The 24,050-nt window shown below is 39.6% G+C and carries 22 protein-coding genes; 12 read left to right on the top strand and 10 right to left on the bottom strand.

The genetic code is table 11. The annotated features are described in order from the left end of the window. The first annotated feature begins 164 nt into the window (after nt 1–164). On the top strand, nt 165–737 hold the full coding sequence (locus RMA95_RS03310) for a TetR/AcrR family transcriptional regulator (protein WP_134262255.1): 573 nt from the start codon (nt 165–167) through the stop codon (nt 735–737). Between the two features lie 174 nt (nt 738–911). Here RMA95_RS03310 and RMA95_RS03305 read toward each other — a convergent pair whose 3' ends face one another. The 5 genes from RMA95_RS03305 to RMA95_RS03285 all read right to left on the bottom strand — a co-directional run bounded on the left by RMA95_RS03305 (nt 912) and on the right by RMA95_RS03285 (nt 7,866). Then, nucleotides 912–1,475 (bottom strand): TetR/AcrR family transcriptional regulator, encoded by a 564-nt coding sequence (locus tag RMA95_RS03305; protein ID WP_019458096.1) that lies wholly within the window; start codon nt 1,473–1,475, stop codon nt 912–914. 607 nt (nt 1,476–2,082) lie between these two features. Continuing rightward, entirely contained in the window at nt 2,083–4,137 is a 2,055-nt protein-coding gene (locus tag RMA95_RS03300) for an EAL domain-containing protein (protein WP_311069580.1), read from the bottom strand. Nucleotides 4,138–4,601: 464 nt separating this feature from the next. Continuing rightward, nucleotides 4,602–5,618 (bottom strand): ketol-acid reductoisomerase, encoded by a 1,017-nt coding sequence (gene ilvC, locus RMA95_RS03295; protein WP_032005583.1) that lies wholly within the window; start codon nt 5,616–5,618, stop codon nt 4,602–4,604. 32 nt (nt 5,619–5,650) lie between these two features. After that, nucleotides 5,651–6,142 carry an acetolactate synthase small subunit gene (ilvN, locus tag RMA95_RS03290; protein WP_170247650.1) on the bottom strand — a complete coding sequence of 164 codons (492 nt, stop codon included), beginning with the start codon at nt 6,140–6,142 and terminating at the stop codon, nt 5,651–5,653. Next, on the bottom strand, nt 6,142–7,866 hold the full coding sequence (locus RMA95_RS03285; RefSeq protein WP_263612922.1) for an acetolactate synthase 3 large subunit: 1,725 nt from the start codon (nt 7,864–7,866) through the stop codon (nt 6,142–6,144). Before RMA95_RS03285 ends, ilvN begins: the two co-directional genes overlap by 1 nt. Nucleotides 7,867–8,368: 502 nt before the next feature. Between RMA95_RS03285 and RMA95_RS03280 the strand changes: the two genes are divergently transcribed. The 7 genes from RMA95_RS03280 to RMA95_RS03250 all read left to right on the top strand — a co-directional run bounded on the left by RMA95_RS03280 (nt 8,369) and on the right by RMA95_RS03250 (nt 17,946). Further along, entirely contained in the window at nt 8,369–8,722 is a 354-nt protein-coding gene (locus RMA95_RS03280) for a DUF4124 domain-containing protein (protein WP_311069579.1), read from the top strand. Between the two features lie 187 nt (nt 8,723–8,909). Next, on the top strand, nt 8,910–11,534 hold the full coding sequence (gene leuS / locus RMA95_RS03275) for a leucine--tRNA ligase (RefSeq protein ID WP_311069578.1): 2,625 nt from the start codon (nt 8,910–8,912) through the stop codon (nt 11,532–11,534). 27 nt (nt 11,535–11,561) lie between these two features. Beyond that, the gene (gene lptE / locus RMA95_RS03270; RefSeq protein ID WP_134262251.1) at nt 11,562–12,071 is read left to right on the top strand and encodes an LPS assembly lipoprotein LptE; all 510 of its coding nucleotides are present in this window, start codon (nt 11,562–11,564) and stop codon (nt 12,069–12,071) included. 20 nt (nt 12,072–12,091) lie between these two features. Then, complete coding sequence (gene holA, locus RMA95_RS03265) at nt 12,092–13,081, top strand: DNA polymerase III subunit delta (RefSeq protein ID WP_019458091.1); 990 nt, start codon at nt 12,092–12,094, stop codon at nt 13,079–13,081. Nucleotides 13,082–13,188: 107 nt separating this feature from the next. Then, a complete protein-coding gene (locus RMA95_RS03260) occupies nt 13,189–14,529 on the top strand; it encodes a MacA family efflux pump subunit (RefSeq protein ID WP_311069577.1) in 1,341 nt (446 codons plus the stop codon). A gap of 2 nt (nt 14,530–14,531) precedes the next feature. Beyond that, a complete protein-coding gene (locus RMA95_RS03255; protein ID WP_311069576.1) occupies nt 14,532–16,526 on the top strand; it encodes a MacB family efflux pump subunit in 1,995 nt (664 codons plus the stop codon). A 22-nt stretch (nt 16,527–16,548) separates the two neighbouring features. Then, nucleotides 16,549–17,946 (top strand): efflux transporter outer membrane subunit, encoded by a 1,398-nt coding sequence (locus RMA95_RS03250; protein ID WP_311069616.1) that lies wholly within the window; start codon nt 16,549–16,551, stop codon nt 17,944–17,946. A 69-nt stretch (nt 17,947–18,015) separates the two neighbouring features. On the opposite strand, the gene RMA95_RS03245 is transcribed toward RMA95_RS03250, so the two are convergent. The 3 genes from RMA95_RS03245 to orn form a co-directional block, all read right to left on the bottom strand. Beyond that, the gene (locus RMA95_RS03245) at nt 18,016–18,819 is read right to left on the bottom strand and encodes an enoyl-ACP reductase (RefSeq protein WP_002027450.1); all 804 of its coding nucleotides are present in this window, start codon (nt 18,817–18,819) and stop codon (nt 18,016–18,018) included. A 136-nt stretch (nt 18,820–18,955) separates the two neighbouring features. After that, nucleotides 18,956–19,687, bottom strand: coding sequence for a Bax inhibitor-1/YccA family protein (locus RMA95_RS03240; protein WP_002053496.1), 732 nt, complete (start codon nt 19,685–19,687; stop codon nt 18,956–18,958). Nucleotides 19,688–19,841: 154 nt separating this feature from the next. After that, nucleotides 19,842–20,408 carry an oligoribonuclease gene (gene orn / locus RMA95_RS03235; RefSeq protein WP_311069575.1) on the bottom strand — a complete coding sequence of 189 codons (567 nt, stop codon included), beginning with the start codon at nt 20,406–20,408 and terminating at the stop codon, nt 19,842–19,844. 125 nt (nt 20,409–20,533) lie between these two features. On the opposite strand from orn, the gene rsgA reads away from it, so the two are divergent. The 4 genes from rsgA to secB all read left to right on the top strand — a co-directional run bounded on the left by rsgA (nt 20,534) and on the right by secB (nt 22,861). Beyond that, on the top strand, nt 20,534–21,592 hold the full coding sequence (rsgA, locus tag RMA95_RS03230) for a ribosome small subunit-dependent GTPase A (protein WP_004883292.1): 1,059 nt from the start codon (nt 20,534–20,536) through the stop codon (nt 21,590–21,592). A 97-nt stretch (nt 21,593–21,689) separates the two neighbouring features. Continuing rightward, nucleotides 21,690–22,106 carry a rhodanese-like domain-containing protein gene (locus RMA95_RS03225; protein WP_000443006.1) on the top strand — a complete coding sequence of 139 codons (417 nt, stop codon included), beginning with the start codon at nt 21,690–21,692 and terminating at the stop codon, nt 22,104–22,106. An 11-nt stretch (nt 22,107–22,117) separates the two neighbouring features. Then, the gene (gene grxC, locus RMA95_RS03220; protein WP_000729828.1) at nt 22,118–22,375 is read left to right on the top strand and encodes a glutaredoxin 3; all 258 of its coding nucleotides are present in this window, start codon (nt 22,118–22,120) and stop codon (nt 22,373–22,375) included. A gap of 27 nt (nt 22,376–22,402) precedes the next feature. Then, nucleotides 22,403–22,861 carry a protein-export chaperone SecB gene (gene secB / locus RMA95_RS03215; RefSeq protein WP_311069574.1) on the top strand — a complete coding sequence of 153 codons (459 nt, stop codon included), beginning with the start codon at nt 22,403–22,405 and terminating at the stop codon, nt 22,859–22,861. Nucleotides 22,862–22,932: 71 nt separating this feature from the next. Here the strand turns inward: secB and RMA95_RS03210 are convergent, their stop codons facing one another. Continuing rightward, on the bottom strand, nt 22,933–23,589 hold the full coding sequence (locus tag RMA95_RS03210; RefSeq protein ID WP_311069573.1) for a 4'-phosphopantetheinyl transferase superfamily protein: 657 nt from the start codon (nt 23,587–23,589) through the stop codon (nt 22,933–22,935). 26 nt (nt 23,590–23,615) lie between these two features. After that, a complete protein-coding gene (locus RMA95_RS03205) occupies nt 23,616–24,050 on the bottom strand; it encodes an excinuclease (RefSeq protein ID WP_263612915.1) in 435 nt (144 codons plus the stop codon).

Genomic DNA, 24,050 nt, shown 5'->3' with positions numbered 1-24,050 from the left:
AAAAGTAAACTATTGCCAATAAAATATAAAAATTCATAATTTTTAAAATAAACCAAACTATTGAATAAATATGATTTTTTAAATATCATAAAATAAGTTTTATTTAAGCTTTCATACTTTACAATAGCAAAGTTAATCAAAAAATATCTATGACGGGGCAACCAATGTCAAAAAGAGAAACGATTATAACAACAGCAATGACCCTTTTTAATCAAAAAAGTTATACCTCTATTGGTATTGACAAAATTATTGCTGAATCCAATGTTGCAAAAATGACGTTCTATAAGTACTTCTCTTCTAAAGAGATTTTAATTGAAGAATGTCTTCAACGACGGATTTTAGAGGTTCAGGCGTCTTTATTAGACAAAGTTAACAGTATAAACAACCCATTAAATAAACTTAAAAGTGTTTTTAATTGGTATATCGACTGGATTAATACTGAAGATTTTAATGGATGCTTATTTAAAAAAGCGACCATTGAAGTACTACAAATGTATCCATCTGTTAAAGTTCAAGTTAATAAATACCGAAACTGGATTTACAATGTAGTTTTTGAAATATTTTCAGATTTAGAAATTGAAGATCCAAAAGTTCTAAGCAGCCTTTTTCTTAATATTATAGATGGACTTATTATTGATGCCACCGTTAATAAGCCAGAAATTAACCCTGAAGAAACATGGTCTTATATAAACAAACTAATTGAACTCGAAACAACTCTGAGATGTGCAGCTGCTTAAATAAACTTAATAATTTAGTTTATTTATATAAGCAGATTTGCTTCTTCTCTTAATCAATATAAATTAGGCCGACATGTACTCGCTACATAGCGGCCTTAACTTTATATAATTTTAATTATTTAAATATTCCTTAATAAAAATATAGTGTTAGGTAAGCTTATTTATTTAAATTAATTAATCACTCATAAAAATACTCTTTAAAATATACACCAGTAACATGTCTCGTGTATCTCCCCTGTTTGTATCGAGTAATTGCATAATTGCCCCATCCATTACAAACAAAAACATATAAGCATCTTGTTGGGTGGCTTCTTTCTTTAGGGTTAAAAGCAAATTACAGATTTCATTAATGAGCCAATATCTATACTGCACCACCACTTGATAAGCTGTCGGGTAGATTTTTTCAATTTCAAAAATAGCTCTAAATAATAAGTAATAGTTGCCATTTAAATTGGTATGTAAAAAGAAAATCTTCTTGAGCTTTTCACGTAAGGCTAAATCTTTTTGTATGTAAATGATTGAGTGTACTTGCTCTTTTAAGGCATCTTTTTGAAAGTTTAGGCACATTTCAACCAGCCGCTGTTTAGAGTGGAAATAGTTATAAAATGAGGCTTTCGGGACCTCTGCCTCTCTCGCAAGTCGATCGACACCGACGTTGTGAAAACCATGTTGACTAAAAAGATAGCGAGACTTATGCAGCGCACTTAACGCGCGAAATGAGAGATTTGAATATGGCATATATGTACCGTTATAAATTAATTTGTTGTTGTGTCTAAATGAGAAAAAACGGCTGCAACTTTTGCTTTGGGCAAAAAAAGCATGCAAAGGCCCCAAAGATGGCCCTAACGCATCTCAAGTTTTATTGTTCATATGATTTTTTAGTCGTGACGAACTAAAGTCTGAAAACTCAAAAGTAATCAAACCTTGTTAAAGACTAATCTGGTGGTATAAAAAAAGTATGCATAGCCAACTCCTTATATTTGGAGTTCTGCCAAAGCATTAATTTAGAATTATGGTGGCAGAACGAGCAAGGGTTCGCAGACTGATAGTAAAGAATCAGCACACCCGAAGGTGTCCCTCACTCGTCCTACCGCAACGAGCGAGGGACGATTTACACACAAGACTACTCCTCAGAGGGAATAATCTGATGCCTTTACTAATCGGTCTGCGACAACCGGCTGGCAATGTAGGCCAGCAGGCAAAGGATAATCTGAGAGTTTAGAAGTGTCAATGTGGAATTTATGCCAAGATTTTAAATTTCTTATTGTTTTTCATTAGATTAAATAAATTATGATTTTAGATATTATATATATTAGTATTTTTTAATTTTAAGCTAATGTCGAGATTAAACAAAATGAGCGCCTTGTGACTGGATCAGTTGCCCTACATTTACAGGCATACCCAACAAGTAACCTTGGAACTGCTGACAACCCAAACGCGTTAAAATCTCGACTTGCTGCTGAGTCTCCACCCCTTCGGCTGTTACGGTTAAACCTAACTTTTTCGCCAAGTGAATTATACTTTCTAAAATGACTTCTTCTTTTGAACCCGGTTTTAAATCGACAATAAAACCACGGTCAATTTTAAGCTCATCAACTGGTAAATCTTTTAAATATAAGAAGCTTGAATGCCCCGTTCCAAAGTCATCAATGGCCACTCGAATACCCATATCACGCAGTCGCTCACAAGCACGAATGCTTAAGTCGATATGTCGCATTGCTGTTGATTCGGTAATTTCAACAGTAAGGTGATGAGGCTTAATTTGGTATTTTTTTAACAGGCTTTCGAGGGTACTAAAGAGCTTTTTATTTTCAAACTGTAAGGCCGATAAATTGACTGCAACTGGATAAAAATGAGTATTATTGCGCTCCCATTCCTGAATTTGCTGGCAAGCTTGTTCAAGCGCCCAATATCCCATTGGAATAATTAAACCTGTCTTTTCTGCACCGCCAATAAACATGTGTGGCGTAAGCATACCCAACGTTGGGTGGTTCCAGCGAATAAGCGCCTCTACCCCACAAATTTCAAGATTGGTATTAAACTTCGGCTGGTAATAAAGAACAAATTGCTTTTCGTCGACTGCTTTATATAAATCGTTGATTAGTTTTGACTGACTTCTGGTTTCTTGTTGATGAGTAGAATAACTAAAGACGGTATAAGTGTTGCGGCCTTGTTCTTTAGACATCAGCATGGCAGCGTCAGCATTCATCAGCAGGTCTTGAACATTTTGTCCATGTTCCGGAAACAGTGCGATACCAAGGCTTGCCGAAATATTAATTTCTTTACCAGAAATTTGGTAACTTTCTTGAATAAGCTGCAATACTTTTTCTGCTAAATGCACTGCTCCATCGATATCAGTATTTTCAGCTATTAATAAAAACTCATCCCCACCAATTCTAAGTAACTTACATTTTTCATTGAGTTGCCAATGTAAGCGATTGGCCATTTGAATAAGAAGCTGATCACCAATGTGATGTCCAAACGCATCATTTACCGATTTAAACCGATCTAAATCGATATAGAGAAAAGCAATTTTTTGGTCTTTATAACGATGGTCTGAAAGAAGAACTTCTGCGTAATCAACTAAATAAAGTCTGTTTGGTAACTTAGTTAGATTATCTTGAATGGAGAGGTTGGCGAGTTCTTTATTGGCTTTACGTAGTTCTAAATTTCGTTGATTTAGTCGCTGCTCCAGCACTGCAACAATAAAACTCGCGACCAGCACCAAACAAGTGACCAAAATAATGGTAAACAGCAGCAAGTCATGTTCAGCCTGATATTGGCTCACAAATTTATCGGTAATATTGGTCGCAATGAGTGCCGTATAGTGCATACCCATAATACTTAAGGTCATCATGACTGCAAAAGCGAGTTTTAAACTCACCCGATTACGTTCGCTCTCTTTTAATTTATAGGCTAGCAAGAAAGCTAAACCCGACCCACTCATGGCAATTAAGACAGAAAATAAAATGAGAAATGAGGTGTAATCTTTCTTATAAATATCAATATTCCAGCCCAACATACTTACATAGTACGAAGCGGAAATACCAATTCCCATAATGATTGAACTTAAAACCAACCTAAATAATGGTAGTGTAAAGCGAGTAGTGAGCCAAATTGAGATACATGAAAGTACAGCACTAATTCCAAAAGAAAGTGCCACTAAAGAAATATTAGAGTAGGCTGTTTCAAATAAATGGTAAGCCTGCATGCCTACGATATGGACAATACTAATGGCTGCTGCGAGCAATAAACCATTCAGTAATAAAATAAGCGGTTCAACTTTTTTATAAGCTTGCTTAAATATTAACTGCTCCATGGAAATCACAATATAGCAGATAACGCCAGCCGCAATAAAAGAGCCGACGATCAATGTGCTATCGTAATCAACATGACCCATACTGGACTTCCATGATTATTCAATACTTTTTTTTATTTTGTTCAATTCATTGCACAAAATACAATTAAACACGTTAAAGAAAATTAGTAAATTCGACTTTTTTAGTCAGTTATAAACAATAACATTATCTAACATTTGGTCAAGCATTTTTTACTTTAGAAATCAATAAAGTAACCAAAAATTAAGCATCCAATTATATGAAAAATATAGAATTTCTTAAGTCTAGGTCAATTGACCTTAATGATGATTTTTTAAGCTTGGTTTTTAGCTGAATTAAAATAAAAAACCCTGCATTAAGCAGGGTTTTTTAGAAACACTAGAAAAGAGACTTAGTTTTTCTCTTTGTCTACGATTTTGTTTGCTTGAATCCAAGGTATGAACGAGGACTAGCAGAGCACCGCTCTGCCCGAGTGCAAGAGCGAAGTTTTACTTCGCTAACGCACGTTTCAAGCTAAAGAGAAATCTTAGTTTTTCTCTTTGTCTACGATTTTGTTCGCTTGAATCCAAGGCATCATCGCACGTAACTTATTACCAGTTACTTCAATGCCGTGTGCAGCATTTTGACGACGACGAGCTGTCATAGATGGGTAGTTCAACGCACCTTCTTGAATGAACATCTTCGCGTATTCACCAGATTGAATACGTTTTAATGCATTACGCATTGCTTCACGAGATTGTTCGTTAATTACTTCAACGCCAGTTACGTATTCACCATATTCAGCGTTGTTAGACACTGAGTAGTTCATGTCAGCGATACCGCCTTCGAACATCAAGTCAACAATTAACTTAAGTTCGTGTAAGCACTCGAAGTAAGCCATTTCAGGAGCATAACCAGCTTCAACCAAAGTTTCGTAGCCCATTTTAACAAGTTCAACTGCACCACCACAAAGAACTGCTTGCTCACCGAATAAGTCAGTTTCAGTTTCTTCACGGAATGAAGTTTCGATAATACCTGTACGGCCACCACCTACGCCAGAAGCGTAAGAAAGCGCAACGTTACGTGCATTACCAGAAGCATCTTGGTGAATTGCAATTAGATCAGGAACACCTGAACCACGTTGGAATTCTGAACGTACTGTGTGACCAGGAGCTTTAGGCGCAACCATGATTACGTCTAAGTCTTTACGTGGAACAACTTGGTTATATAGAACAGAGAAACCATGAGCAAATGCTAAAGTCGCGCCTTCTTTGATGTTTGGCTCAATCACGTCACGGTAAAGTTGTGATTGGAATTCATCTGGAGTCAAAATCATTACGAGGTCAGCTTGCTTAACTGCTGCTGGAACTTCAGCAACTTTAAGACCAGCATTTTCAGCTTTCTTCCAAGAAGCTGAATCTGCACGTAAACCTACAGTTACATCTACGCCTGAGTCTTTAAGGTTAAGTGCATGTGCATGACCTTGAGAACCGTAACCAATAATCGCTACTTTCTTGCCTTGGATGATTGATAAGTCACAGTCTTTATCGTAAAAAATTTGCATTTGTGTTCTCCGCTAAAATACTTTTTAAAAAATTAAATGGCTAAAACTTTTTCGCCACGGGCGATACCAGATACCCCTGAACGAACGACTTCTAGAATGGTGTTTTCTGCAAGTGCATCGATAAAACCATCTAATTTTTCAGTTGTCCCTGCTATTTGAATGGTATAGGTCGTTGGTGTCACATCTACGATTTGCGCACGGAAAATATCCGCAGTGCGCTTAATTTCGGCACGTGAAGCTCCTAATGCTTTTACTTTAATTAGCATGAGTTCACGTTCGATGTGTGCACCTTCTGATAAATCAACTACTTTTACCACCTCAACAAGTTTGTTGAGCTGTTTCGTAATTTGTTCGATTTTATGGTCATCGCCATAAGTCGTTAAAGTCAGACGCGATAATGTCGGATCTTCGGTTGGTGCAACATTAAGGGTTTCAATGTTATATCCACGTTGGCTAAATAAACCAACAAGGCGAGAAAGCGCACCAGCTTCGTTTTCAACGAGTACAGAAATAATATGTCTCATTATGTACGCTCCCCTTTACCTAACCACATGTCCTTCATAGACTGACCCGCAATCAACATTGGATAAACGTGTTCTGTGCGGTCAACCATAACGTTGATAAATACACATTTATCATTAATTGCCATTGCTTCTGCAAGCTTCGACTCAAGTTCATCGGCATGATCAATTTGAATGCCTACATGACCATAAGCTTCCATTAACTTGGCAAAGTCAGGTAATGATTCAACATAAGAACTTGAATGACGACCTTCATAGTTCATATCTTGCCATTGTTTCACCATACCTAATGCACGGTTGTTCAAGCACAAGATTTTTACGTTCAAACCATATTGTTTACAGGTTGAAAGTTCCTGAATACACATCTGAATTGAAGCTTCACCCGTAATACAAACAACTTGCTGATCTGGGAAAGCCAACTTCGCAGCCATTGCATAAGGTAAACCAACACCCATGGTGCCAAGACCACCAGAGTTGATCCATTGGCGAGGACGTTTGTACTTATAATAAAGTGCACCAAACATCTGATGTTGACCAACGTCAGAAGTAATGATGGCATCACCATTGGTCACTTTATATAAAGCTTCAACAACCTGCTGTGGCTTCATGGTGCCATCAGATAGGTTTTCATATTTCAAACCATGAACTTTGCGCCATTCATTAATTTGAGACCACCAAGCCTCAATTGCTTCAGGATTTGGTTTAGACACATTTAACTGTTTTAACTGTGCCAACATTTCTTGAAGAACAGGCTCTACTGCACCAACGATAGGAATATGCGCCATAATCGTTTTTGAAATGGTCGCAGGATCGATATCGACATGAATCACTTTTGAGTTCGGGCAGAACTTGGCAGGGTTATTTGTTACGCGGTCATCAAAACGCGCACCAATTGCCAAAATTACGTCTGCATTGTGCATTGCCATGTTGGCTTCATATGTACCATGCATACCAAGCATGCCAATAAACTGAGGGTCATCACCCGGGAATCCGCCTAACCCCATAAGTGTGTTAGTTACCGGATAACCAAGACGATGTGCAAGTTCAGTTAATAAAGCAGAAGCATTTCCTTGTACGACACCACCACCTGTATAAATAACAGGACGTTTTGCAGTAAGTAATTCATCAATTGCTTTACGAATTTGACCAGAGTGGCCACGTGAAGGCGGTTGATATGAACGCATCTTCACTTTTTCAGGATATTCGTATGCAAACTTTTCTGCAGGATTCGTCGCATCTTTAGGAATATCAACTACAACCGGACCAGGGCGTCCACTTGAAGCGATATAGAATGCTTTTTTAATAATTGCAGGGATTTCACTCGCGTGACGGACCTGAAAGCTGTGTTTCACGATAGGACGTGAAATACCAACCATGTCAGTTTCTTGGAAAGCGTCTTCACCAATAAGATGTGATGCAACTTGGCCAGACAAAATCACCATTGGGATTGAGTCCATATAAGCTGTTGCAATTGGAGTTACTGTATTGGTTGCGCCTGGGCCAGAAGTGACCAGTACTACGCCAGTCTTACCTGTAGCACGCGAGTATGCATCTGCCATATGACCAGCAGCTTGCTCATGGCGCACGAGGTAATGATTGATTTTGTCTTGTTGAAATAGCGCATCATAAATATGTAATACAGCGCCGCCTGGATAACCAAAAACATGTTCAACGCCTTCGTCCGCAAGAGCACGAACGAGCATTTCACCACCAGATAAAAGTTCCAACGTGATTCACCCTAAAATTTTTATCACTATTTATGGAAGGCACAAATAGTGTTTCATTCATTGAATTGTCTGCACTGTTATAGCACACATATTGTCTAGTTTTCGTCGCAATAGAAAAATTTCTGTTTTCAGCCGTATAAGCTGTTTTAACATTAATAAAGCATGTCTGGATATACATACTTTAGTAAAATCAATCTCTCGGCTAGAGAGAATGTCTATTACAAAACATGATATTTATTCGAAGGGTGATCGAGTAAATACATATAAAACTAGAGAAAGCATTTTTGTTGTTTCTATATACAAAGTCAAGAATAAAGAAATGGTTTTTCCATAAAAAGTTTTAGCTGTTGTTTTTTTAATCTAATATTAAGCCGTAAATTTGTTCATTCCCTCTCCATTTTTATTAAAAAAACACTCTTTTTTATATAAAACCCTGCATTCTAAATTGCTTATTTATGAACTTTATTTAAATATAGTCAGTATTTTTTGGGGAACATCTAATATGAATTTATCTTATTTAAAAACAAGCTTATATACAGCAATCACTACAGCAATTTTAGTTTGCTCAACTCAAAGTCAGGCCGAGCAGTATTATAAATGGGTAGATAAAAACGGCTCGACACATTACACCACGACGCCACCACCTAAGGGTGCGAAACATTTGAACAAAGTTTCAACTTACGGTACCCAGCCTTCTGTGAAGAATCCGACATCAAACCCAGAACAACCAGCTCAGACTAAAACAGATAAAGCCGTATCAGAAGCAGCTAACGCCATGCAGGAAAAAACTGCACCTGCAGTAGCAGCTTCACCTGCTGCACCCGCACCGGCTCCATCAGCTTCAGCACCACGATAAGTAAAATGAGAGTGGTGAATACTTTCACCACTCTTCTCGGATTTAAAATAAAGAAGAATAAGTTGGGAAATTTTTATAGCGCATATTAAAAGATAAAATCGTGATCTAAAAACTGACATTTTCCTCTATTTTGCGCTATGCTGTGCAGCAATCTTTCATTTCAATTTTCGTTGTATAGCTTACGTCTATGACTATTTCTCACATTGACCCAGAATATCAAGCAAACACGATTGAACCATCCGTCCAACAAGATTGGGAAAATCGTAAAGTCTTTAAAGTTGCCGACACTGTCGAAGGTAAACATCGTTACATCCTGTCAATGTTCCCTTACCCAAGTGGCAAACTGCACATGGGTCATGTGCGTAACTATACAATTGGCGATGTAATTAGCCGGTTCTATCGTTTAAAAGGCGAAACCGTACTACAACCTATGGGTTGGGACGCTTTTGGTTTGCCTGCGGAAAACGCTGCAATTGCCCATAAAGTTGCTCCGGCAAAATGGACATTTGAAAACATCGCTTATATGCGTGACCAATTAAAAAAATTAGGTTTATCTGTTGATTGGGACCGTGAATTTGCAACGTGTACACCAGAGTACTACCACTGGGAACAATGGTTGTTTGTTCAGCTTTATAAAAAAGGTTTGATCTACCGTAAACTTTCAACAGTGAACTGGGATCCGGTTGACCAAACAGTTTTGGCAAATGAACAAGTTGAAAATGGTCGCGGATGGCGTTCTGGTGCATTGGTTGAAAAACGCGATATTCCAATGTACTACTTCCGTATTACGGACTATGCACAAGAATTATTAGACGACCTAGATACCTTACAAGACGGCTGGCCTCAACAAGTGTTGACCATGCAACGTAACTGGATTGGTCGCTCTACAGGTATGGAAATTACTTTCCCATCTGCCAATACCGAAATTTATGCTGACGGCTTAACTGTTTATACAACACGTGCTGATACGCTTATGGGCGTAACATACGTTGCTGTTGCAGCAGAACACCCTCTTGCACTTAAAGCTGCTGAAAATAACCCTGAATTGGCTGCATTTATCGAAGAATGCCGCATGGGTTCAGTTGCAGAAGCTGACTTGGCAACAGCCGAGAAAAAAGGCATGGCAACAGGCTTGTTTGTAAAACACCCTGTCACTGGTGAAGAGCTTCCTGTCTGGATCGCAAACTACGTATTAATGTCTTACGGTTCTGGCGCAGTGATGGCTGTACCAGCCCATGACGAACGTGATTTTGAATTTGCAAACAAGTTCAACTTGCCAATTAAACAAGTGATTGATGCCAAAGGCGCTGACGATGCAGACTACTCTGCAACTGAGTGGCAAGAATGGTACGGTTCTAAAGAAGGTAAACTTGTTAACTCTGGCGAGTTTGACGGTTTAGAATTCCAAGCTGCGTTTGACGCATTCCTTGCGAAATTAGAACCACAAGGTTTAGCAAACTCTAAAGTTCAATTCCGTTTACGTGACTGGGGTGTTTCTCGTCAACGTTACTGGGGTTGTCCAATTCCAATGATTAACTGTGATACTTGTGGTCAAGTCACAGTTCCAGAAGACCAACTTCCAGTTGTATTACCAACTGACGTTGTTCCAGATGGTTCAGGTAACCCGCTTAATAAAATGCCTGAATTCTATGAAACGAAATGTCCTTGTTGTGGTGGCGATGCACGCCGTGAAACAGATACATTGGATACATTCGTAGAGTCATCTTGGTACTACGCACGCTATGCGTCTCCAGACTTCACTGGCGGTATGGTTAAACCTGAAGCAGCTCAAAACTGGCTTCCTGTAAACCAATATATTGGTGGTGTTGAACATGCGATTCTTCACTTACTTTATGCACGTTTCTTCCACAAATTAATGCGTGATGAAGGCGTTGTACAAGGTAATGAACCATTTACTAACTTGTTAACTCAAGGCATGGTGCTTGCAGATACATTCTATCGTGAAGCAGAAAATGGTAAGAAAACTTGGTTCAACCCTGCTGACATCGAATTAGAACGTGATGAGAAAGGTCGCATCATTTCTGCAAAATATTCAGGTGACGGTCAAGAAGTGATTATCGGCGGACAAGAAAAAATGTCTAAGTCGAAAAATAACGGTATTGACCCACAAGCAATTATTGATCAATACGGCGCAGATACAGCACGTGTATTTATGATGTTTGCTGCTCCACCAGATCAATCTTTAGAATGGTCTGATGCAGGTGTTGAAGGTGCTAACCGTTTCTTGAAACGTGTATGGCGTCTTGTAGCAAGCTTCCTTGAAAAAGGAAACGCTGCAACTACAATCGATACAGCAAACTTGTCTAAAGATGCTCAAGATTTACGTCGTAAGACTCACGAAACGATTCAAAAAGTAAGTGATGATATTGAACGTCGTCATGCATTCAACACTGCAATTGCTGCATTGATGGAATTGTTAAACGCAAGCAACAAGTTTGAAGCAAAAGATGACAATGACATTGCTGTAGAACGTGAAGCAATCACAACATTGTTAACTTTACTTGCGCCATTTGCACCACATTTAAGCCAAACTTTATTGGCTCAGTTTGGTACGGACTTAACAGCAGCAACCTTCCCTGAAGTTGATGCTTCTGCGTTAACACGTAATACCCAAACGATTGTTGTACAAGTAAATGGTAAACTTCGCGGTAAACTTGAAGTTTCTGTTGATATTTCTAAAGATGAATTATTAGCTCAAGCTAAAGCATTACCAGAAGTGCAACAGTTCTTAACAGGACCAACCAAAAAAGAAATTGTGGTTCCAAACAAATTGGTTAACCTCGTGGTTTAATTACAGGTATTAATGAGAGGATCAAGCATGCACTTAGCCCAACGTTTAGCCGCTGTTGTTTTAACCTTAGGCCTTAGTGCAGGCTTAGTCGGGTGTGGTTTCCATTTAAAAGGAACTAACCCGACTGCGACTCCACTTGTTTATAAAAAGTTAAGCCTTGAGTTACCGGCAAAAACCGATGACCTAGAAACACAATTAAAAGTGTATTTAGCTGCAAATGGCGTTCAGTTCAGCAATGACAATGATGCGTATGTTCTTCATGTTTTAGAGTACACACCGCGTCGTCAACTTCTAAATGGTAAGCTTACAGAAGTGTTATTACGCTTGACTGTGACTTTCCAAATTGAAGATCGTCAAGGTAATAAAATTACCGAGCCGCGTACTTTGACTGCATCTCGTAGTTATCAATACGACTTGGCAACGGTTAACACTGAGAACCAGCAAGAAGGCTACTTACAACGTATTGTGATTGATGACATTGCACAGCAAATTACTCGTCAAATTTCAGCAAACCGCTTACCAAAAGCTCAACCATAAGATTTATTTGTTCTTAAGTAATGAAACTTGACTATTTACAAGCTCTTAAACGCATTCCGGAAGCTCGGGGTGCGTGGATTCTGCATGGACAGGAACCATTACTTGAACAAAACTTATTAGATACTTTCCGCAAAAGCTGGCAGCAGCAAGACATTGAAAGACAGCGCTATGACATTAGTAGCGTGAGTGACTGGAAAAATGTTTTTAATGCACTGAACAGCTTGTCTTTATTTTCGCAGCAACTTGCGATTGAAGTTCATGGCAATATCAAGCCCGATGCAAATGGTCTAAAACAGCTTAAAAGCTATATTCAACATAATGAAACTAACCTGCTATTAATTGTTTTACCTAAACAAGACAGTAGCAGTTTAAAGTCTGCTTTTTTCCAAGTTGTCGAAGCTAACGGCGTTGTTGTTGCTTTGACTGCCAACTATCCGCAAGACCGTCAAAGAATTTTAACTGCTGAAGCAGAGAAGCTCGAAATTCAACTCGACAATGACGCTTGGCAGTGGCTCATGCAGCATCACGAGCACAATTTACTTGCTGCTAAAAATAGCTTGATGCGCGTACGAGATACTTTCCCAGACCAGAAGCTGATTCAAATTGAACAGTTATATGCATGTCTACAAGATCAGTCTCGTTACACCACTTACGATTTAAGCGATGCTTTATTAGAAGGTAATCTTGCCCAGTCGATTAAGATATTCCAGTATTTAATTGGTTCTGGTGAACCTGAAAGCCTGATCTTATGGACATTAAGTAAAGAAATGCGTTTACTCATGCAGTTGTTTGAACAACCGCATAATGCATTGCAGCTCGGTATTTGGAAAACAAAAGTTAGCTTATATCAGCAAGCGTTAAGAAGACTCAATCCACAGCAGTTTTTAGGCTGGTCTACTCTACTCTTGCAAATCGATGCGGCAATTAAAGGCATGTCTAATGAAAATGCCGAACATTTGATGCAACAGGCAATTGCCGAGTTGTGTGGGAAAACATTATTTATACAATAGAGCAGTTAAATCCTTTGCCTGCTTGATTGAAATATCATAAAAATTCACGTTTTATCCTCAATTGACTCTTATACTAATTAAAATTTTAGACTTTCTGACCTCTCGCCATGCCAAAAATAAAGCCAATTAAACTCGTTATTATTGTCGTCTGTATAGCCGTTATTGCTGTATTAGCTTGGAAGTTTTTAAAGCCTAAACAACAGCAACCTCAATATATTACAGCTGAGGTAACTCGTGGAGATATTGAGAATAATGTACTTGCAACCGGTACGCTTGATGCAACCAAACTGATTAGTGTCGGTGCTCAGGTATCTGGTCAGGTTAAAAAGATGTATGTACAGCTTGGCGATCAGGTCAAACAAGGTCAACTCATTGCACAAATTGACTCGACTACCCAAGAGAACAGTTTAAAAACATCCGATGCCAATATTAAAAACTTAGAAGCACAGCGCCTTCAACAAGTAGCATCTTTAAATGAAAAACAACTTGAGTATCGTCGTCAGCAACAAATGTATGCTCAAGATGCAACACCTCGTGCAGATTTAGAGTCAGCTGAAGCTGCTTATAAAACCGCTCAGGCACAAGTTAAAGCATTAGATGCACAAATTGAGTCTGCGAAAGTTACGCGTTCAACAGCACAAACAAACATTGGCTATACACGTATTGTTGCGCCAACTGATGGTACGGTTGTTGCGATTGTGACTGAAGAAGGCCAAACCGTAAACGCGAACCAAAGTGCTCCTACAATCGTTAAAATTGCGAAACTGCAAAATATGACGATTAAAGCGCAGGTGAGTGAAGCCGATATTATGCGAGTAGAAAAAGGCCAACAGGTCTACTTCACTACTCTAGGCGATGACAGCAAGCGTTATGCGACATTACGTCAGATTGAGCCAGCTCCAGATTCAATTTCTAGTGAATCAAACAGCACAACAAGTTCAACTAGCAGTTCAGCTGTTTACTACAACGCTTTATTTGACGTTCCAAATACAGATGGCAAATTGCGTATTGATATGACCGCTCAAGTTTATATCGTATTAGATTCAGCAAAAAATGCCTTATTGGTTCCATCTTCTGCTTTAAGTAGTAAACAATTTTCTGGTCAAAGAAAACCTGGTCAGTCAGCTGACAAAGCAAGCTCTACACCAAGAGCAGAGCGAAAACATGAAGGTAATGGTGCTCGTTTAGAACGCTTAAATTTAACTCCTGAACAAAAACAACTTATTGAACAAGGCAAAGCAACGCTGAGTGTCGTTCGTATTTTACAAGCAGACGGTACGACTAAACCAACGCAAATTTTGGTGGGTATTAACAACCGTGTAAACGCACAAGTACTTGCCGGATTAAAACAAGGTGACCAAGTTGTGATTGCTGATAGTTCAGAAAACTCTGCTGCTTCTGCAAATAGTGGTAATAACCGTCGCCGTAGCGGTCCAATGGGAATGTAAGCATGACAAAACAAGCTTTGCTTGAAGTCAGCAATCTGGTCCGGGAATTCCCTGCTGGCGAAAGCACGATTCAAATTTTAAAAGGCATTGACCTGACTATTTATGAAGGTGAACTGGTTGCCATTGTCGGTCAGTCCGGCTCTGGTAAATCAACGCTCATGAATATTTTGGGCTGTCTGGACCGCCCAACAAGTGGTAGTTATAAGGTTAATGGTCAAGAAACCGGTAAGCTAGAACCCGACCAGTTAGCGCAGTTACGTCGCGAATATTTTGGTTTTATTTTCCAGCGTTATCATTTACTCGGTGACTTGTCAGCCGAAGGTAACGTTGAAGTTCCAGCTGTTTATGCAGGTGTTACTCCTTCGGACCGTAAACAACGTGCAACTGCCCTACTCACTGAATTAGGTTTAGGCACTAAAACTCAAAACCGACCGAGCCAACTTTCTGGTGGTCAACAGCAACGTGTTTCGATTGCCCGCGCCTTAATGAATGGCGGTGATGTAATCTTAGCCGACGAACCAACAGGTGCACTCGACTCACATAGTGGTGTTGAGGTTATGCGAATTTTGCGTGAACTCAATGCGGCTGGTCATACCATTATTTTGGTTACACACGATATGCAAGTTGCAAAAAATGCAACGCGTATTATCGAAATTAGTGACGGCGAAATTATTAGTGACCGTCCTAATGCTCCAGACCAATCTACAGAAGAAGTTAAATCTGACCCAGATGCAGCCCCTGCTCTACAAAACAAGCAGAAAAAAGGCAAAAGTATTTCAGCTTGGCGTTCAACCTTAGACCGCTTATCTGAAGCATTCCAAATGGCTTTACTGTCCATGAATGCCCACCGTATGCGTACCTTCTTAACCATGCTAGGCATCATTATTGGTATTGCATCTGTCGTAACGGTGGTAGCGCTGGGTAATGGTTCACAAAAGCAGATTTTGGAAAATATTAGTGGCCTCGGTACTAACACAATTACAGTATTCCAAGGTCGTGGTTTTGGTGATAACTCCAAAACAGCCAATTTTAAAACGCTGGTGCCTGCCGATGCCGATGCATTAATGACGCAGCCTTATGTGAGTGCGGTCAGTCCAATGGTCAGCACATCCAAGACTATGCGTTATCAACAAAATGAAGCAAATGCGACCATTAACGGCGTAAGTAACGACTTCTTTGACGTAAAGGGACTTGTCTTCAAAGATGGTCAAACCTTTGACCAGCGTAGTGTGCGAGATCGTTCGCAAGATGTAGTCATTGATACCAATACTCAAAAACAATTCTTTAGTGATGGCACTAATCCAATTGGGCAAGTGGTATTACTGGGTAGTGTGCCAGCTCGTATTATCGGGATTGTAGAACCTCAAACTAGCGGTATGGGTTCAGATGACACACTCAATGTGTATATGCCTTATACCACGGTCATGAGCCGTATGTTAGGGCAAGCCCATGTTCGTAATATTGTCGTACGTATTAACGATAAATACTCGACCAGCGCCGCTGAAAACGCGATTGTTAACTTATTAACGCAACGACATGGTGCCCAAGATATTTTCACCATGAACAGTGACAGTATTCGTCAAACCATTGAGAAAACAACCAGCACCATGACGCTTCTGGTCTCAGCAATTGCTGTCATTTCTCTGGTGGTTGGTGGTATCGGTGTAATGAATATTATGTTGGTTTCGGTGACTGAACGTACTCAAGAAATTGGTGTGCGTATGGCTGTCGGCGCTCGACAAAGTGATATTTTGCAGCAGTTCCTAATCGAAGCAATTTTAGTGTGTTTAATTGGTGGTGTACTCGGCGTATTACTTTCGCTCGGTCTAGGACAGCTCATTAACAAAGTGGCCGCAGGTAATTTTGCAGTGGCATATTCGACGACTTCTATTGTGGCTGCATTTGTTTGCTCAACATTAATTGGTGTCGTATTCGGTTTCTTGCCTGCCAAAAATGCCGCAAAACTCGACCCTGTTGCAGCACTATCACGAGAATAAGGAAAATTGCATGTCTTTTTCAATGACTAAACTTAGCGCAGCACTTCTCCTCACCAGTTCTCTTGTGGGATGTGCAGCGATGGTTAAAACACCTTACCAAGCACCGTCTGTACAGGTTCCGGGTAACTTTCAGTACGACAACCCAACTAAAACGAAAACTGTATCAGTTGCGCAATACTCTGACCGTTGGTGGACGCTTTTTAACGATGCACAGCTCAACCAACTCGTAAACAACGTATTAGAACGTAATAGCGATTTGGCTGTTGCAGGGATCACCTTAAAGCAAGCTCGCCTGAAAGCTGATTTAACAGCAAATCAACAAGGCTTGCGTACCAGTTCAAAGGTTTCAACAGGCCATAGTTTCGATTTAAATTCAGGTGATGACAGCTCAGCAGGACTTTCGCTAAGTGCAGGCGTAAGTTATGAACTTGATTTGTTTGGCAAGCTTGCTCGTCAAACTGAAGTAAGTAAATGGGAAGCTTTAGCGTCCGAACAAGACTTACAGTCTACAGGGCAAAGCCTGATTGCCACTACAGCGAAACTCTATTGGCAACTGGGCTACTTAAATGAACGTTATGCAACTGCACAGCAGAGCTTAGCCACTTCACAAAAGCTTTATCAGTTAGTACAAACTCAGTATAAAGCAGGTGCAGTTTCAGGCTTAGACCTTACGCAAGCCGAGCAGTCTGTTCAAAGCCAGAAAGCAAGTTTAAGCCAAATTGAGCAACAGCTTGTTGAAACACGTACAGCGATTGCTGTGTTATTGCATGAGCCTGTACAGCAACTCAACATTCAAGAACCACAGCGTTTACCACGTACAGCACTGCCTGCTATTGGTGCGGGTTTACCAGCAGATATTTTGTCACGTCGCCCAGACTTGCAAGCAGCTGAGCTTCGCTTGAGAAAAGCACTAGCAACCAAAGATGCAACTAAAGCAAGCTACTATCCGTCAATTAGCTTAACCAGTAGTTTAGGTTCAAGCAGTACATCATTAACGGAGTTATTACGTAACCCTGCACTCACGCTTGGGGCGAGTTTGAGCTTACCGTTTTTGCAATATAACGATATGAAAAAAGATATCGCGATTAGCAACCTTGATTATGAAAAAGCGATTATTCAATATCGCCAAACGCTTTATCAGGCTTTTGCTGATGTAGAAAACGCATTATCAAGCCGCACAGAACTCGACAAACAAGTAGAGCTGCAACAACGTAATGTTGAACTTGCAGAAAAAACCGAACGTTTAACCGAAGTCCGCTACCGTTATGGTGCTGTTGCATTAAAAACACTTCTCGATGCACAGCAAACTACACGTACTGCGCGCTTGAATCTTGTTGAAACCAAACAAAGCCAATACAACGCTTATGTCACCCTTATGCAGGCATTAGGTGGTTCACCTGTAAAAGAACTGCCGCAATAACTTGCGCCCAGTAAAAAAGCCGTAGTCCTTCAACTACGGCTTTTTTTATGTCTGAATAAATTTTAAAACTTATTCATCATCCATCATAGATTGGCTCATACCTACAGTATTGAAACCAGCATCTACATATAGAATTTCACCAGTAATACCTGAAGCCCAAGGTGAGCATAGGAATAACGCTGCGTTACCCACTTCTTCAATAGTTACGTTACGTTTTAATGGTGCAACTTTTTCGTTAGCATCTAACATCTTACGGAAAGATTTAATACCAGAAGCAGCTAAAGTACGGATTGGACCCGCAGAAATCGCGTTTACGCGGATACCATCAACACCTAAGCTTGATGCCAAGTAACGAACACCAGCTTCTAAAGATGCTTTCGCCATACCCATTACGTTGTAGTTAGGCATAACGCGCTCAGAACCTTGGTAAGTCAAAGTTAATAAACAACCTTGGCGAGCTTGTAATAAAGGTTTTGCAGCACGTGCCATTGCAACAAAGCTGTATGCGCTAATGTCATGAGCAATTTTAAAACCGTCACGGTCAGTCACGTCAGTGAAGTCACCGTCAAGCGTGTGTGCAGGTGCAAAGCCGATTGAGTGCACAACACCGTCTACGCCATCCCAATGTTTTGCAAGTTCCGCAAATGCATTATCAATTTCAGCATCAACGGCAACATCACATGGAAACACAAGCTTAGAACCGAATTGCTCAGCAAACTCATCTACACGTTTTTTTAATTTTTCGTTTGGATAAGTAAATGCAAGCTCAGCACCTTCACGGTGTAATGCTTGTGCAATACCATAAGCAATTGATAATTTACTAGCAACGCCTGCAATCAAAAAGCGTTTACCTGCTAAAAGTCCTTGTGTCATGCCGATCTCACTCAAAACAATTTTCAGCATAATGCCAATATTCAACGTTTTTCGAAATTGCATAATGCATCTTTTTTCAAAAAACGCACGAAAAAAAATCGCCCCTATGCAGGAGCGACTTTTTATAATCTAAATTTTAGTCGTCAGACAATAAGCCAAGTAGACGTAAGAATGAGATATACATCCAGACTAAAGTTGCAAGCAACGCAATACCACACAACCATTCCATGAATTTTGGAGCACGGTATGCTGCATTGGTTTCGATCAAGTCAAAATCTAAAATCAGGTTAAGTGAAGCAATGACTGCAACAAATGCAGCAAAACCAATTCCTAACCAGTTACTTTCAAAAATATAAGGAATGCTTGATCCAAATGCTAAACGCATAACCATCTGCACGATAAATACAATAAAAATCGCCAAAGATGCAGAGATCACAACTGATTTGAACTTTTCAGTTGCGCGTATAATTTGGAACTTATATAGACCAAACATCACCAAAGTAGTGACAAAGGTTGCCAATAACGCTTGAAGAGGAACACCCGGATATTTCAACTGGAAAGTAAACGAAATACCACCAATAAATGCTCCTTCAAATAGAGCATAAGGAATTGCTAAAGTTGGTGCAGTCGTTGGTTTAAACGTTGTGATTAAAGCTAAAACCAAGCCACCAATTGCACCCACAATTGAAGCTGCGTAAGCAATACCAACATTTGCAGTAAAGGCTGCATAGAAAAATAAAGCGACACCCACTGCAGCAGCAATGATAGTCAACATCACAGATTTTTGAATCGCACCTTGCACGGTCATCGGTTGACTGTAGTCACTGACCGTTTCAACGCGGGTCAGTATCGGGTTATTACTTTGCATAAATGCTCTCTTTTTATAATAAATAAACTTAAAACATCATTTTAAGCAAAATGAATATGAAAGCCAAATGAGCCCTTGGCATTATTGTAACAATGTCCTTTAAACAATAAAAAAGGAGGCTACTGCCCCCTTTCATATGACTTGAACAACGTCATTAATCTTTACCATCAGTATTCATAATGAAAAAGTATTCGCGGTAATACTTAAGTTCAGAAATTGAGTCACGAATGTCATCCATCGCCAAATGTGATGCATTCTTTTTCAGGCCACTCATAATTTCAGGGCGCCAGCGTTTTGAGAGCTCTTTTACCGTAGATACATCAAGATTACGATAGTGGAAATACTGCTCAAGCTCAGGCATAAGACGATGTAAGAAACGGCGATCCTGACAAATCGAGTTACCACACATTGGTGAAACTTTTGGATTAACCCATTTTTTTAGGAATTCTAAAGTCTGTAACTCAGCGTCACGAGCTGTTAATTTACTACGGCGAACTCGCTCAATTAAACCTGACTGACCATGCTGGCGAGTATTCCACTCATCCATTGCATTTAAAATACGATCAGGTTGATGAATAGCCAAAACCGGACCTTCGGCAAGTACATTTAAATGATCATCTGTAATAATTGTTGCGATTTCAATAATCTGGTCGTTGTAGGTATCTAAACCGGTCATTTCCAGATCAATCCAAATTAATCGTGTATTTAAAGTACTGCTCATGTATGTACGTTCTAAAATGCCGTAAAAACATCAATAGTAGCAAATTTCTTGCTTCTGCGCTGTAATTCCATACCAGCTTCGTGCTATTTTTGCGGTCTTCAAACAATGGTTTTTTTGGGATATGAATGGCTCTAATTCGTAAGCGTCGTTTAACTGAGCAACAGCAACGCCGTATTGAAAAACAGCATAAAACTCGCCAAGAAGAAGTCGATACTTCACAAGATCTAGATGGGCTGGTTGTACAGCACTATGGCCGTCAACTTGAAGTACAGGCACTTTCTGTACCCGAGCATCACCCAGAAAAACCTCAAGTTGCCGAAGGCGAACCAGAACCATTTTGGAAACCGATTGAATTAAAAAGTATTTGGCGCTGTCACACGCGTACAAATCTTGAATTACTGGTCACGGGTGACCGAGTGAAGTGGCAAGCAGACCCTAACACAGGCTTAGGGATTATTACTGCAATTCACCCACGTACTTCACTGCTTACTCGTCCAGATCGTTATCACAAAGTAAAACCTGTAGCAGCCAATATCAGTTTAATCGTTATTGTTTTTGCTCCGCTTCCAGAACCTGCACCTACTTTGATTGACCGCTACTTAGTAGCATGTGCAGATGCAAATATTCCTGCTCTTTTAGTGCTGAATAAATCGGATTTACTCACTGAAAATGACCCAATTCTCGACATGCTTAAAGAGTATGAAGATTTAGGTTATGAGAGCTTGATTTGTCATTCTAAAGGCGATATTTCAGCATTGTCTCAACGACTTGATGGTGAAACCGTTGCTTTTGTCGGTCAGTCAGGGGTTGGTAAAAGCTCACTTATTAATGTGCTTATTCCAGATGCCGAGCAGAAAACCAATATTATTTCTGAAAACTCTGCACTTGGCCAACACACAACAACCTCTACGCGCTTAATCAACTTTGGTAAAAATGGTGCCTTAATTGATTCGCCGGGAATTCGCGAATTTGGGCTTTGGCATCTCGATTTAGAAAAAATTCGTATGGGCTTCCCTGAAATCGAAGCGCATTTAGGTTCATGTCAGTTCCGTAATTGCACGCATACTCATGAAAAGAACTGTGGTTTAAAACAGGCTGTTGAAGCAGGTGAAATTTTGCCACGACGCTTAGATAGCTTCTTACGTTTAATCGATGAGATTCAAGAAGCGCAGCAAAAAAACTAATTTTCTACCCCTTTTGCCCTTGAAGTGGTGATTTTGATCACCATCTATATACGCTATACTCTAGGTCAATTTTGTTTTTAATTTTTTTAGGTGACTTGTGGAACGCTGGTTAGAGTTTATGGGGAATCACCCCATTTTGTTTGGTACACTCGGAGTCTTGATCGTATTATTCTTCATTTTTGAAGGTCAACGTAACGGTCGTAAAATTTCTCCACAGTCGCTTGGTATTTTAGTGAAAGCGAAAAATGCTCTTTTGATTGACTTACGCGATAGCAAAGACTTCCGCGAAGGTCACATTAGTGGTAGCCGCAATATTCCTTATAGCCAAATTGCAAGTCATGCTGATGAATTAAAAGCAAGTGACCGTCCATTGGTATTTATCTGTAACCTAGGGCAAGTTGCTGGTAGCGCTTTACAAAAAGTCGCTCACCATGACAGCTATCGCCTTGATGGTGGTATCAGTAACTGGAAAGCTCAAGGCTTACCTCTCGTTAAAAGCAAACCAAAAGCTTAAGGAGAATTGTTATGGCAGCAAATGTCATTGTTTACTCAACTTCTGTATGCCCGTATTGCGTTCGCGCGAAACAATTACTTGAGCGTAAAGGTGTTGCTTACAAAGAAGTAAATCTTTCTGTTGAAGCACCAGAAGTACGTGCTGAATTAATGCAACGTACAAACCACCGTACTGTTCCACAAATTTTTATTAATGATCAGTTTATCGGTGGTTTTGACCAACTTTATGCTTTAGAGCGTGAAGGTAAACTCGACGAATTATTGGCTTAACATCGCATCCATATTAAGGAAAAAACAATGAGCGAAGAACAACAAGTTCAACCACAATTAGCTTTAGAGCGTATTTATACAAAAGATATTTCTTTTGAGGTTCCAGGGGCACAAGTTTTTACTAAACAATGGCAACCTGAACTTAACATCAATCTTTCTTCTGCTGCTGAAAAGATTGACCCAACTCATTTTGAAGTATCTTTAAAAGTTGTGGTTCAAGCCAATAACGACAATGAAACAGCATTCATCGTAGATGTAACTCAATCTGGTATTTTCTTAATCGATAACATCGAAGAAGACCGCTTACCTTACATTTTGGGTGCATACTGCCCGAACATTTTGTTCCCGTTCTTACGTGAAGCTGTAAACGACTTAGTTACTAAGGGTAGCTTCCCACAATTACTTCTTACTCCAATCAACTTTGATGCAGAGTTCGAAGCAAATATGGAACGTGCTCAAGCTGCTGCTGCTGAAGGTCAAGCTTAATTTTATAGCTTGCTCTAAACTGAAAAAACCGCGTAATTCGCGGTTTTTTTATATGTGCTATTTGGCTCACCCTATCCTTCAAGTGAATGAAGCTGAATAGAAGGGAACTGAAACCCACGGCAAGACTGCTCTGAACGCCATGCGACCGTTAAAATCATGTTACCTAAAACAAAATTTTGATAAGCAAACGTTCCAATAAGTTCATGCGAACATAATCCGCCATGATTGGTGGGGTGTGCTTGAGTGTTTAACGTATTTAAATCTAAACGTATACCAAGGCCTGATGCTTTTAAAACAGCTTCTTTAGTGGTCCAGACTTTAAACCAATACTCTCTATCTTGTTCTAGACTTTGCCATGTTGCATATTCATCAGGGTGAAAAGCATGTTGTGCCAAACTATCTAAACGTACTTTACGGTCAAGTTCTTCAACATCTATACCAATATCTTTAACTCGCTCACTTAGCGCTAAAGCATAATATTGTTGGCTATGTGAATGGTTAAAATGCAACGTATGATTTAACAAATAAGGTTTGCCATACTCATGTTTCGCAAATACCAAATCTGTTGGGGTTACATTTAGCTTTTGAGCTAATAGTTTATTTTTAATATGTTGTATTTGCTGCTTTTTATAATCGTTAAATGTACGAAAATCAGGGAAGTCTTGTTTGGACTTTAAAAGAAGTTGAGATAATGCCTGTGTATAAACTTCTATAATATGCTCAGACATTATCTCTACCCTATTTACCAAATAAATTAAAATTTAACGATGTCGCCTTTAAGCGTTACGCCAGCCATCATTGTGCCTTTATAACAGTCATAAGTCGTCGTACTACGTGTTTCATTTGACTTAAAATAACTCACAATATTGGTCACTGCATTTGCACCTTGTGCTTTAGCATTGTTTTGCATTTGAATAAGCGCTGAACGTAAAACCCAATCACATGAATCTTCTGCTGATTTAGCAAAACCATTGGTCTTTTTATTAGTTACCACGTCTTTTTGAATAACTTTACCGCCCGACTTTGTACCACTTAAATAAAATTTTACAGAGCCATCCAAAGTTCCATCTGCTACGGCACGGTCTACAGCTTCTTTAAAGTTTAAATGATGTACTTCATCAGCAGCCTGAACGGTAGCAGTAAAACCAGCACTCAACATTGCTACCAATAAAATTTTCTTATTTAACAT

Source organism: Acinetobacter sp. V110_1 (assembly GCF_031798975.1).
Lineage (GTDB): Bacteria > Pseudomonadota > Gammaproteobacteria > Pseudomonadales > Moraxellaceae > Acinetobacter > Acinetobacter nosocomialis_A.
This window is presented reverse-complemented; position numbering and strand designations above follow the sequence as displayed.

Excerpts from the sequence above, each read along its gene's own strand:
- RMA95_RS03310 (WP_134262255.1), top strand. The coding sequence starts at position 165 with ATGTCAAAAAGAGAAACGATTATAACAACAGCAATGACCCTTTTTAAT.
- RMA95_RS03305 (WP_019458096.1), bottom strand. The coding sequence starts at position 1,475 with ATGCCATATTCAAATCTCTCATTTCGCGCGTTAAGTGCGCTGCATAAG.
- RMA95_RS03300 (WP_311069580.1), bottom strand. The coding sequence starts at position 4,137 with ATGGGTCATGTTGATTACGATAGCACATTGATCGTCGGCTCTTTTATT.
- ilvC (WP_032005583.1), bottom strand. The coding sequence starts at position 5,618 with ATGCAAATTTTTTACGATAAAGACTGTGACTTATCAATCATCCAAGGC.
- ilvN (WP_170247650.1), bottom strand. The coding sequence starts at position 6,142 with ATGAGACATATTATTTCTGTACTCGTTGAAAACGAAGCTGGTGCGCTT.
- RMA95_RS03280 (WP_311069579.1), top strand. The coding sequence starts at position 8,369 with ATGAATTTATCTTATTTAAAAACAAGCTTATATACAGCAATCACTACA.
- leuS (WP_311069578.1), top strand. The coding sequence starts at position 8,910 with ATGACTATTTCTCACATTGACCCAGAATATCAAGCAAACACGATTGAA.
- lptE (WP_134262251.1), top strand. The coding sequence starts at position 11,562 with ATGCACTTAGCCCAACGTTTAGCCGCTGTTGTTTTAACCTTAGGCCTT.
- holA (WP_019458091.1), top strand. The coding sequence starts at position 12,092 with ATGAAACTTGACTATTTACAAGCTCTTAAACGCATTCCGGAAGCTCGG.
- RMA95_RS03260 (WP_311069577.1), top strand. The coding sequence starts at position 13,189 with ATGCCAAAAATAAAGCCAATTAAACTCGTTATTATTGTCGTCTGTATA.
- RMA95_RS03255 (WP_311069576.1), top strand. The coding sequence starts at position 14,532 with ATGACAAAACAAGCTTTGCTTGAAGTCAGCAATCTGGTCCGGGAATTC.
- RMA95_RS03250 (WP_311069616.1), top strand. The coding sequence starts at position 16,549 with ATGACTAAACTTAGCGCAGCACTTCTCCTCACCAGTTCTCTTGTGGGA.
- RMA95_RS03245 (WP_002027450.1), bottom strand. The coding sequence starts at position 18,819 with ATGACACAAGGACTTTTAGCAGGTAAACGCTTTTTGATTGCAGGCGTT.
- RMA95_RS03240 (WP_002053496.1), bottom strand. The coding sequence starts at position 19,687 with ATGCAAAGTAATAACCCGATACTGACCCGCGTTGAAACGGTCAGTGAC.
- orn (WP_311069575.1), bottom strand. The coding sequence starts at position 20,408 with ATGAGCAGTACTTTAAATACACGATTAATTTGGATTGATCTGGAAATG.
- rsgA (WP_004883292.1), top strand. The coding sequence starts at position 20,534 with ATGGCTCTAATTCGTAAGCGTCGTTTAACTGAGCAACAGCAACGCCGT.
- grxC (WP_000729828.1), top strand. The coding sequence starts at position 22,118 with ATGGCAGCAAATGTCATTGTTTACTCAACTTCTGTATGCCCGTATTGC.
- secB (WP_311069574.1), top strand. The coding sequence starts at position 22,403 with ATGAGCGAAGAACAACAAGTTCAACCACAATTAGCTTTAGAGCGTATT.
- RMA95_RS03210 (WP_311069573.1), bottom strand. The coding sequence starts at position 23,589 with ATGTCTGAGCATATTATAGAAGTTTATACACAGGCATTATCTCAACTT.
- RMA95_RS03205 (WP_263612915.1), bottom strand. The coding sequence starts at position 24,050 with ATGTTAAATAAGAAAATTTTATTGGTAGCAATGTTGAGTGCTGGTTTT.